The following is a 10630-nucleotide window of genomic DNA, read 5'->3' as shown; positions in this document are numbered from 1 at the left end:
CTTCGTTCTCTGACTCCTGCGAACTCCCGGCAGGGGCCGGGCGCTTGGGCCGCCCCGGCCGGGACACCACCCCAAGCTCCGTCCACCGGACGGTTCTTCAGCACGGCGCGGGCGGCCGTCCGCGCCGACACTCACACCGAAAGGCTCACTTCTCATGGTCGACATCGCCGAGGTCACCGCGGCTCCCAGTCCCGACCTGCTGACCCCCGACAACTGCGCGGTGCTGTTCGTGGACCACCAGCCGCAGATGTTCTTCGGCACCGGCAGCGGCGACCGTTCCGCGATCATCAACTCCACCCTGGGTCTGGCCAAGGCCGCCAGGACGTTCGACGTGCCGGTCGTGCTGAGCACCGTGGCCGCCGAGTCCTTCTCCGGCCCGATCATGCCCCAGCTGGCCGCGGTCTTCCCCGACCAGAAGATCATCGACCGCACCACGATGAACGCCTGGGAGGACGTCGCCTTCGTCGAGGCCGTCAAGGCGACCGGGCGCAAGAAGCTCGTCATCGCCGGACTGTGGACCGAGGTCTGCGTCGTCCTGCCCACGCTGTCCGCGATCGCCCAGGGCTACGAGGTGTACGTCGTCACCGACGCGTCCGGCGGCGTCAGCCCGCAGGCCCACGAGCACGCCGTGCAGCGCATGGTCCAGGGCGGTGCGATTCCGGTGACGTGGGTGCAGGTGCTGCTGGAGCTCCAGCGGGACTGGGCCCGTACGGAGACGTACGGGGCCGTCACCGACGTGGTGAAGGAGCACGGCGGGGCGTACGGCCTCGGCATCGTCTACGCCCAGGCCGTCATCGGCGCCCACGCCGCCGGCTGACGCACGGCACACGACGGAACGTCAGGAACAGGCAGGAACACGATGGATGCTGGACTGCTGGTCCTCCGGCTGGTGGTGGGGCTGCTCATCGCCGGTCACGGTGTGCAGAAGGTGAGTCACCTCCTCGGAGGCAACGGATTGGCGGGCGGGACCGAGGAGTTCCGCCGCGACGGATTCCGCGGCGGCCCGCTGACCGCGATCGCCGCGGGCGGCAGTCAGATCGGCGCCGGCCTGTTCCTGACGGCCGGGCTGCTGACGCCCCTGGCGGCGATGGCCGCGATGGGCGTGATGACGGTCGCCGGCACCGTCAAGTGGCCCAAGGGGCTGTGGGTGCAGAACGACGGTTACGAGTACCCCCTGGTCCTCGTCGTCGTCTGTGCGGCGCTGGCCCTGACCGGGCCGGGCCGCTGGTCCGTGGACGACGCGCTCGGCCTGACGCCCTGGCCGGTGTGGATCGCCGTGGCCGCGATCCTGGTGGGACCGCTGAGCGGCCTGCTCACCCGCGCGGTGCTGCACCGTCCGGCCGCCGCACCGGAAGGGAACCGGTATGCGCGCGCTGCTGACTGACGCCTTCCGCACGATCGTGCCGCGCGCAGGCGACAGGCACGGTCCGCTGCCTCCGCTGATGCTGGCCCTGACCGTGGTGACCGGCGTGGTCGACGCGGTGAGCTACCTGGCCCTCGGGCACGTCTTCGTGGCCAACATGACCGGCAATGTGGTCTTCCTGGGCTTCGCGCTGGCGGGCGCCGACGGTCTGTCCGCGCCCGCCTCGGTCGTCTCGCTCGTGGCGTTCCTGCTCGGCGCGCTCGCGGGCGGACGGCTGGGCACGCGGTTCGCCGCCCACCGCGGCCACCTGCTGGGAGCGGCCACGGCCCTCCAGACGGTTCTGGTCGCCGTCACTCTGGTCGTCGCCGCGGTGACGGACGGCAGGGTCGGCACCGGCGTCCAGTACACCCTGATCGTGTTCCTGGGCCTGGCCATGGGCCTGCAGAACGCGGTCGCCCGGCGCCTGGGCGTCCCGGACCTCACCACCACCGTCCTGACGCTGACCCTGACGGGGCTGGCCGCGGACTCCCACCCGGCCGGCGGCGCGGCACCCCGGCCCGGGCGCAGGGTCATGTCCGTGCTGGCGATGTTCCTCGGGGCGCTGGTCGGCGGCCTGCTCCTGGTGCACGACCAACTGGTGCTCGCGCTGGGTCTGTCGCTGCTGCTGATCGCGGTCACCTCGGTGACCGCCTACCGCCTCTCGGCCTCAGGTCCCGCCTGGACCCGGCCGCCGTCCTGAGGCGCTGGCGCCCCGGTTGCGGGGCGCACCAGTCCGCGATGTCCCGTCCGTCACGGTCGATCCGCTCGACCGTGACGGCTTCGTCGTACCCGGCGTCGTACCCGGCCCGGCGGATCAGCGCCGGTCGGCCCGCGCGGCCCGGCCTGCCGTGTCCCGCCACTCGCTGGGAGACATGCCGTAGGCGGCGCGGAAGACCCTGCTGAAGTGCGCGGCGCTCAGGAAGCCCCAGCGGTTGGCGATCGCCGCGATGGTCCGGTGTCCCCGGGTGTGCAGCATGAGTTCACGTCGGCACTCCTCGAGCCGGCGGCGCTGGATCCACCGGCCGACCGTCGTGCCCTCGTCCTTGAACAGCTTGTGCAGGTACCGGACGGATATGTAATGGGCGCCGGCGATCGTCTCCGGTGACAGGTCGGGGTCCGCCAGATGCAGCTCCACGTACTCCCGGATCCGCGTCATCAGCGGTGACGGTGCGTCGGGTGTGCCCGGCCCGTCCCCGCCCAGCTGCTCCACGGCGAGGGTGGCCAGGAGGTTCACGGCGTTCCGGGCGAGCATCTCGCCGACCGGAGGGCGGGACGCGGCGGCGGTGTCGGCGAGGTCGGACAGGAACGGCGACAGCAGGGCGCCCAGGCGGGAGGTGCGGGCTACCGGCGTGCTCATGAGCCGGTGCACGTCGGACTCCTCCAGCCCGAGCGATTCGCGCGACACGAGGAACACCTTGGTGCGGAACCGCTCCGGGAAGTCCAGCGTCGTCGGGTGGTGGAGGTCGTAGAAGCAGATGTCCCCCGGGCCGAGGGAGACATCCACGGGTTCCTGCGGGGTGGGTGTGCCGTGACCGCCGCGAATGCCCACGAAGAGATACTCGCCGCCGGCCCGGGCGGTCAGCCGGAGCGGCCGCCGGGCCGGGCGGGGATCGTCGCCCGCCGGGCCGGGCGACGGGTGCGGCCGCTTCTCCCTGGGCAGGTCCGTGGCCGGCGCGTCGGTGACGACGATGTCGAGGCCCCCGGGCATCCGGCACACCGTGTCCTGCCTGTCCTGCCTGTCTTGCCTGTCCTGCCGCAGCGGCGTCCGCCGTGGCGCGCCCGTCTCCTCGTTCCGAGCCTCGATGGTGCTGGTATGGGACATCATCCGCCGTCGCCTCCGAGGCCAGCCGAAACCGTCTGTGCGTGAAGCGGCGACGGTGTCGCGGGCCGGGGTTGCCCCGTGCCCTGGTCAGGCCGTCATCCGCTCAGTTCGGAGCGTAGGTCGGCCGGTGTGCAAAAGAAGTGACAAGGAAGTGACACGGCCTCTTTCAGCGGACTCTTCCGGACTTGCCCCGGGTTCGGCGCGCGACCGGCGTCGTCGTACGCCTCGGTGAGTTCGGCGGCGAAGGCGCGCAGCAGGTCATGCAGGGCGTAGCGGCCGGGCAGATGCTCGGTGACGAGGTGGGCGTCGGCGAGTTCGCCGAGGACCAGCCGGGCCCGGCGGGCCGGGAGGCCGGCCAGGGTGGCGGCGGCGGCCGGGGCGATGTCGGGGCCGGGGTGCAGCGACAGCAGCCGGAACAGCCGGGCGCTCTCGGGCGGCAGAAGCCGGTAGGAGCGCAGGAAGGCGGCCCGGAGGTCGGTGGCGCCGTCGACGGCGGAGACGGCGTCGAGGCTGCCGTGGGAGGCACGGAGTTCGGCGGCGATGGCGGACAGCGGGAAGTCCGGGCGGCCGACAGCGCGTGCGGCGACCACGGCCAGCGCCAGGGGCAGGCGGCCGCACCGGGCGACGATCTCGTCGGCCGCCTCGGGCTCGGCGGCCAGGCGGGCGGGTCCGATCCGCAGGCCCAGCGTGGAGCGGGCGTCCGCCGGGGACGGCGGTTCCAGGCGCAGCGGGTGGGCGCCGGAGGCGATCAGGCCGGCGAGTGCGTTACGGCTGGTGACCACGGCCAGGCAGCCCGGCGAGGCGGGCAGCAGCGGGCGTATCTGTTCGGCGTCGGCGGCGTCGTCGAGGACGATGAGGATCCGCCGGTCCGCCAGCACACCGCGGTACAGGCCGCCGAGCGCGTCCACGCAGTCCTCCTCCGGGACGCGGTCCGGGGGCACGCCCAGCGCTCCGAGCATCATGCGCAGCGCCTGCGGGGGGTGCAGCGCCGGCCGGGCGGGGTCGAAGCCGCGCAGCCCGATGTGGAGTTGGCCGTCCGGGAACCGCTCGGCGACCTGGTGGGCCCAGTGCACCGCCAGTGTGGTCTTGCCGATGCCCGCCATTCCGCTGATCAGGATCGTCGCGGGTGCTCCGGCGGAGGTCGCCGCGACGTCGGTGAGGGCGGCGAGTTCGGCTCGTCGGCCGGCGAACACGGTGAGGTCGGGCGGCAACTGGGCGGGCCGGGCGTACGGCTCGACGGGGTCCGGCCGCGCCGTGCCGGGCGCCGGGCCGGCCGTCCGCGTCGGCTGCTCGAGCGGCTGCACCTGCTGACGGAGCACCCGGGTGTGGGCCGCGCCGAGTTCGGGACCGGGAGAGACGCCGAGTTCCTTGTCCAGTCGGCGGCGGATGTCGTCGTACGCCGCCAGTGCCTCCGCCTGCAGTCCGCATGCCGCCAGCGACAGGACCAGCCTGGCGTGCAACGACTCGTTGAGCGGGTCGAGTCCGACGGCCTGGCGGAGGCTGGGCAGAACGCGCTCCGTGCGGCCGCACAGCAGTGCCGCGTCGGCCGCCATCTGCGTGGTGTGCGCCAGCTCGCGCTCCACGTCGGCGAACGGCGCGTGCTCGCGCGTGACCGCGGGCACGCCCATCGCCACCCGCCCCTGCCACAGGCTCAGCGCGTCGGCGAAGTGCCGCACCGCCACCTCGGGCCGTCCGGTGACGGCGGCCCGCTTGCCCCGCCGGGTGAGGTCGCGGAACCGCAGCAGATCGACCTCCTCGGTCTCCGCCTCCAGCACATAGCCGCCGGTGCGGCGCAGCAGGCGTCGTCCGGGCGCCCGCGGCGGCAGTCCCGGTTCGAGCAGCCGCCGCAGCGAACCGGCGTAACGGCGCACCACGTTCCGTGCGGTGGCCGGCGGCCTGCCCGCCCACAGCGCGTCGACGATCTCGCTCAACTGCACCGGGCGGCCGGCCTGCACCAGCAGCAGACCGAGCAGGGCGCGCTGTTGGGGATACCCGAGATCCAGCTCCCGCTCCCCCTGCCACACCCGTAGGGGCCCCAGCACCTCGAACCGAATCATCGTTCTGAGCTCCGTCTTGCCGCGCACCATCGGGCGCCGGACCGGCCGCGCCCCCGCACAGCGTAGAAGCGCCCGCCGTCACGCGGGGCCGACATGTTCCTCCTGCTCGTGGCCCTGCTGCCCGGCCAGCCGGGCAGCGACCCGGTCGGCGCCGGGGTGTCCGAGCGCGGTGAAGAGGTCGCGGGCCTGCTGCCAGGAGGCGCGGGCTCCCGGGAGGTCTCCGGTCGCGAGATGGGTGTCGCCCATGCGACTGAGGGTCTCGGCCTCCATGTACGGCACCCCGAGTTCCCGGTAGAGCGCGAGCGCGTTGCGGTAGCCGAGGAGAGCCTGCGGGTGGCGGCCCAGGTGGTGGTAGGCGTAGGCGATGCTGTCCCAGGTGGCGGCCTGTCCGTAGCGGTCGCCCAGTTCCTGCAGGAGGGTCAGGGCCCGGAAGCAGTGGCGCAGCGCCTCACGGTGCTCCCCGAGCTGGGAGTGGTACCAGCCGACGGAGTTGAGGACACCGGCCTCCGCTGCCTGGTGGCCGACGGCCCGGAAGAGGTCCAGGGCCAGCTGGTTGTGCCGGAGGGCACCGGCGAGATCGCCCTGCTGCTCGCTCTCCCAGCCCAGGCTGCGGTGGGTGTTCGCGCGGCCGATGGCGTCGCCCAGTTCGGCGGCCATGGCCAGGGCACGGTCGAGGCGGGGGCGGGACAGCTCGTGCAGGCCCAGTCGGCCCTCGGCCCGGGCCAGTCCGCGCATCCCACGGGTCTCCAGGGCACGGTCGGCCAGCCGGAGGGCGGCGTCGAGCGCGGTGCGCTGCGCGGCCAGCCCGTCGTGCCAGTGGCCCCGCCGGTCGAAGTACGGCTCGAGCGACCAGGCCAGCAGGCAGGCGAGCCGGTCGTGACCGGAGCCAGCGGCCGCGTCGAGGACGGCGAGCAGCACGGGGTGTTCGGCGGTGAGCCAGGCCAGGGCGTGGTGGTCGTCGGCGAGCGGCTCGGGGGGTACGTCCTGCACGTCTGCCGGGGCCGGCTGGGGCACGGGATCCCCGTTCGGCGCGAGCAGCGCACCGGCGGCGTGGGCGGTGTGCGCGTAGTGCTGGTAGAGGCGGTGCGCGGCCGTGCGGCGCTCGGCCTCCGGGTGCTCGGCGTGCACGAGTTCGGCGGCGTGGGCGCGCAGCAGGTCGTGGAAGGTGTGGCGGCCGGGGGCGTGCTCGCTGATGAGGTGGGCGCCGGAGAGCTCGGCCAGCAGCAGCCGTGCCCGCCGTACCGGAAGGCCGGCCAGGGCGGCCGCGGCCGGTGCCGTGAAGTCCGGGCCGGGGTGCAGGGCGAGGAGCCGGAAGAGCCGGGCGGCTTCCGGCGTCAGGACACGGGAGGACCAGGAGAACACCGTGCCGACGTCCGCGGAGGTGTCGGTCCTGGCGAAGGCATCGAGGCTGCCGTGGGCCTCGCGCAGTTCGGCGGCGACGGCGGACAGCGGGAAGTGCGGGTGGGCGGCGGCGCGCGCGGCGACGCAGGCCAGCGCGAGCGGCAGTCCGGCGCACAGCCGGGTGATCTCGTCCACCGCACTGGGCTCGGCCGTGACGCGTTCGGATCCCAGCCGGCGGACGAGGAAGGCCCGTGCCTGGTCGGCGTCGAACGGACGCAGGGTCAGCCGATGGGCCGCATGCGCGGCCACCAGGCCGGACAGTTCGTTGCGGCTGGTGACGATGGTGAGACAGCCGGGGGTGCCGGGCAGCAGTGGCCGTATCTGGTCGGTGTCGCGTGCGTTGTCCAGCAGGACGAGGACCCGGCGTCCGGCCAGCACGCTGCGGTAGAGCGCGGTCTGCGCGTCCACGTGGCGTGGAATGCGTTCGGGCGGCACGCCCAGGGCGTCGAGGAAGCCGCGTACCGCCTCGCTCGGTTCCATGATCGCCCCGGAGGGGTCGAAGCCCCGCAGGTTGACGTAGAGCTGACCGTCGGGAAACCGGCCGGCGATCCGGTGCGCGAGATGCACGGCGAGCGTGGTCTTGCCGACACCCGCCATCCCGCCGATCACCACCGTCCCGGCCGTCCGCGCGTCGTCGGCGAACAGCGCGAGCGCCTGGTCCAGCTCGGCCCGCCGGCCGGTGAAGACCGGCAGTTCGTGCGGCAGTTGTACGGGGACGGGATGGGCGGCCGTCCGCGCGGCGGGACGAGGCTCGGCCCCGGCGGCCGGGGCGGGCGCGCCGGCCAGGACCGCCCGGTGGGCGTCGCGCAGTTCCGGACCGGGGTCGATCCCCAGCTCGTCCGCGAGCCGTGCGCTGACGGCCTGGTAGGTGGTCAGCGCCTCCGGCCGCAGACCGGTGCCGGCCAGGGCGAGGATCAGTCTGGCCAGCAGGGGTTCGTCCAGCGGGTGGTCGGCCGCGGCACTGCGGAGTACGGGCAGGACCGCGTCCGGCACACCGGCGTGCAGGGCGGCGTCGGCGGCCTCCCGCACGGCCGTGAGGTACTCGTGTTCCAGCGCGTCGAGCGCCAGGTGCGCACGTGTCTCCGGGGGGATGCCGGAGGCGACCGGTCCCTGCCAGAGGGCCAGCGCCTGCGTGAGGAGCTCCACGGCCCCTTGATACGCCCCGTCCGCGGCGGCCTGCCGGGCCTCTTCGCGCAGCCTGCGGAAGTGGAGGAGGTCCAGTGAGTCGCTGTCGGTGACGAGTCGGTAGCCGCCGGCGTCCCGGTGCAGCCAGCGGCCCTCCGAGCGGGTCGGCAGCCCCGGCTCCAGCAGGCGGCGCAGCGTTCCGACATGGCGGCGGACTACATTGACCGCGCTGTGCGGTGGGTTCGGACCCCACAGTGCGGTGACGATGTCGTGGACGGCGGCAGGCTGACCCGCCCGAACCAGCAGCAGGGCCAGCAGAGCCCGTTCCTGGGGGCGCCCGAGGCTCAGCTCCTGCCCCGCACGCCAGACGCGGACCGGCCCCAGGATCGCGAACCGTACCGAATCCAACGGCACGTCACTCCCTCCGGTCGCCCCGTCCAGTGCTCAACTGTACGTCACCCTGAGCATTACTCAGAGTTACGGCTCGGGCGGAGGGGCCCGCGGACACCCACTATAAACTCCATCTATACATACCGTGTATAGTCCGCGCATGCCTTCTCTGACCAGGAAGATGAAAAGAACGGGGCCCGCGTTCCGTGCCACCGCCGCGCTGCTGGCGACCGTCGCGCTGACGGGGTGCGCGAGCCTGGCCACCACCGCGCCGAGCGCCGCCCGCGCCCAGGCCGCGGCCGGCATCCAGGCCGCCCGGTTCGGAAGCGTCGACTGCCGGCAGGCCAAGTGCATCGCGCTCACCTTCGACGCGGGACCCAGCGAGAACTCCCCGCGTCTGCTCGAGATCCTGAAGGAACAGCAGGTCCCGGCGACCTTCTTCCTGCTCGGCGAGCGGCACATCGAGAAGTACCCGGAGCTGGTCCGGCAGATGGCCGACGAGGGCCACGAGGTGGCGAGCCACACCTGGGACCACAAGATCCTGACCCGCCTGGAGCCGGACGAGATACGCGAGGAACTTCAACGCCCGAACGACGAGATAGAGCGCCTCACCGGCCGGCGCCCGACCCTCATGCGGCCGCCCCAGGGCCGTACGAACGACACCGTCCACGAGATCTGCCGCGAACTCGGCCTCGCGGAGGTCCTGTGGAGCGTCACCGCAAAGGACTACCGGACGAACGACTCGGCACTGATCCAAAAGCGCGTCCTCGCGCAGGCGTCCCGGGACGGGATCATCCTGCTCCACGACATCTACCCGGGGACCGTCCCCGCGGTGCCGGGGATCATCGACGCGCTGAAGGAGCGCGGGTATGTGTTCGTGACCGTCCCACAACTGCTGGCTCCGGGGAAGGCGGTGCCGGGGAAGGTGTACCGACCCTAGGTTCCGGGAGTCGGGTCGGAGACTTCCCGAAGCGGCAGAGCGGCTTGCCTAAAGGCATTAGGCAAGCGCATAATCGAGTCTGTCGAACGAGGGAAGGCTATGGCACGTGCAGGACTGACTCCCGAACGCCTGGCCCTGGCCGGGGCGGAACTGGCCGACGAGGTCGGCTTCGACCAGGTGACCGTCTCGGCGCTGGCCAGACGGTTCGATGTCAAGGTCGCGAGTCTGTACTCGCATCTGAAGAACTCCCAGGACCTCAGGACCAGGATCGCCCTGCTCGCCCTGGAGGAACTCGCCGACCGGGCCGCCGACGCCCTGGCGGGGCGGGCCGGCAAGGACGCCCTGATCGCCTTCGCCGACGTCTACCGCGACTACGCCCGGGAGCATCCCGGGCGCTACGCCGCGGCGCAGCTCAGGCTCGACCCCGAGACGGCCGCGGCCGGCGCCGGCGTCAGACACGCACAGATGACGCGGGCGATCCTGCGCGGCTACGACCTGACGGAGCCGGACCAGACACATGCGGTCCGCCTGCTGGGCAGCGTCTTCCACGGCTACGTCAGCCTGGAGACGGCAGGCGGATTCAGCCACAGCGCCCCCGACGCGCAGGAGTCCTGGACACGGATCCTGGACGCCCTCGACGCCCTTCTGCGCAACTGGCCGCCCACGCCCTGACCCGGAACCTCCCGAAGACCTCGATCCGAGCGACCCCCTCCATCAACAGGCCGAGGCCATGCACCCCCACCCCACCTGGATCACCACGCCCATCACCGCGGACCTCCTGCGCGGTGCCCTCGAACTGGAACACACCGCGCACGGTGTGCTGCCGCACCGGCTGCCCGCCCGGGCCCGCGCCCAGTGCGCCGACGGACAGCTCGCCATGGCGGAGTCACAGCCCTCCGGCGTACGGCTGGTCCTCCGCACCGAGGCCACCGCCGTCGAACTGGACACGCTGCCCACCAAACGGGTCTACGCGGGCGCCCCGCCCCGCCCGGACGGCATCTACGACCTGCTCGTCGACGGCCGCCTGGCCGGCCAGGGCAGCGTGACCGGCGGCAACACCCTGACCATCGACATGGCCACCGGCACCACCGAGAGCCGGCCCGGCCCGCCCGGCACCCTCCGCTTCACCGGCCTGCCCGACCGGATGAAGGACGTCGAGATCTGGCTGCCGCACAACGAGACCACCGAACTCGTCGCCCTGCGCACCGACGCACCCGTGGAGCCCGTGCCGGACCGGGGCCGCAAGGTGTGGCTGCACCACGGCAGTTCGATCAGCCACGGCTCCGACGCCGCAAGCCCCACCGCCACCTGGCCGGCCCGCGCCGCCTCACTCGCCGGCGTGGAACTGGTCAACCTCGGTCTCGGCGGCAGCGCCCTGCTCGACCCGTTCACCGCGCGCGCACTGCGGGACACCCCCGCCGACCTGATCAGCGTCAAGATCGGCATCAACCTGGTCAACACCGACCTGATGCGCCTGCGTGCCTTCACCCCGG

General features: G+C 73.0%; 8 protein-coding genes and 1 pseudogene. 6 read left to right on the top strand and 3 right to left on the bottom strand.

Going from position 1 to position 10630, the window contains the following annotated elements; translation table 11 throughout:
* Positions 1-154 precede the first annotated feature (154 nt).
* From ACTWQJ_RS36880 to ACTWQJ_RS36870, 3 genes are read left to right on the top strand one after another with little or no spacing between them, the layout of a single operon-like run.
* Positions 155-817, top strand: a complete 663-nt coding sequence (locus tag ACTWQJ_RS36880; protein ID WP_443310813.1) for a hydrolase — start codon at positions 155-157, stop codon at positions 815-817.
* Between the two features lie 42 nt (positions 818-859).
* Positions 860-1384, top strand: a complete 525-nt coding sequence (locus ACTWQJ_RS36875) for a DoxX family protein (RefSeq protein ID WP_443310812.1) — start codon at positions 860-862, stop codon at positions 1382-1384.
* Complete coding sequence (locus tag ACTWQJ_RS36870; RefSeq protein ID WP_443310811.1) at positions 1365-2102, top strand: YoaK family protein; 738 nt, start codon at positions 1365-1367, stop codon at positions 2100-2102. The genes ACTWQJ_RS36875 and ACTWQJ_RS36870 overlap by 20 nt, the downstream gene beginning before the upstream one ends.
* A gap of 114 nt (positions 2103-2216) precedes the next feature.
* Here ACTWQJ_RS36870 and ACTWQJ_RS36865 read toward each other — a convergent pair whose 3' ends face one another.
* From ACTWQJ_RS36865 to ACTWQJ_RS36855, 3 genes are all read right to left on the bottom strand, one after another.
* Positions 2217-3110, bottom strand: coding sequence for a helix-turn-helix domain-containing protein (locus tag ACTWQJ_RS36865; protein ID WP_443310810.1), 894 nt, complete (start codon positions 3108-3110; stop codon positions 2217-2219).
* 209 nt (positions 3111-3319) lie between these two features.
* Entirely contained in the window at positions 3320-5281 is a 1962-nt protein-coding gene (locus ACTWQJ_RS36860; RefSeq protein WP_443310809.1) for a BTAD domain-containing putative transcriptional regulator, read from the bottom strand.
* 78 nt (positions 5282-5359) lie between these two features.
* Positions 5360-8221, bottom strand: coding sequence for an AfsR/SARP family transcriptional regulator (locus tag ACTWQJ_RS36855; RefSeq protein ID WP_443310808.1), 2862 nt, complete (start codon positions 8219-8221; stop codon positions 5360-5362).
* Between the two features lie 157 nt (positions 8222-8378).
* On the opposite strand from ACTWQJ_RS36855, the gene ACTWQJ_RS36850 reads away from it, so the two are divergent.
* The 3 genes and pseudogenes from ACTWQJ_RS36850 to ACTWQJ_RS36840 form a co-directional block, all read left to right on the top strand.
* Positions 8379-9137 carry a polysaccharide deacetylase family protein gene (locus ACTWQJ_RS36850; protein ID WP_443310814.1) on the top strand — a complete coding sequence of 253 codons (759 nt, stop codon included), beginning with the start codon at positions 8379-8381 and terminating at the stop codon, positions 9135-9137.
* 99 nt (positions 9138-9236) lie between these two features.
* On the top strand, positions 9237-9809 hold the full coding sequence (locus tag ACTWQJ_RS36845; RefSeq protein WP_443310807.1) for a TetR/AcrR family transcriptional regulator: 573 nt from the start codon (positions 9237-9239) through the stop codon (positions 9807-9809).
* A 58-nt stretch (positions 9810-9867) separates the two neighbouring features.
* Positions 9868-10630: pseudogene (locus ACTWQJ_RS36840) on the top strand (lipase); the annotation flags it as partial.

Source organism: Streptomyces sp. KR55, assembly GCF_052245645.1.
Taxonomy (GTDB): Bacteria; Actinomycetota; Actinomycetes; order Streptomycetales; family Streptomycetaceae; genus Streptomyces; species Streptomyces flavusporus.
The sequence above is the reverse complement of the archived record's forward strand: the minus strand, read 5'-3'. Positions and strand labels throughout refer to the sequence as shown.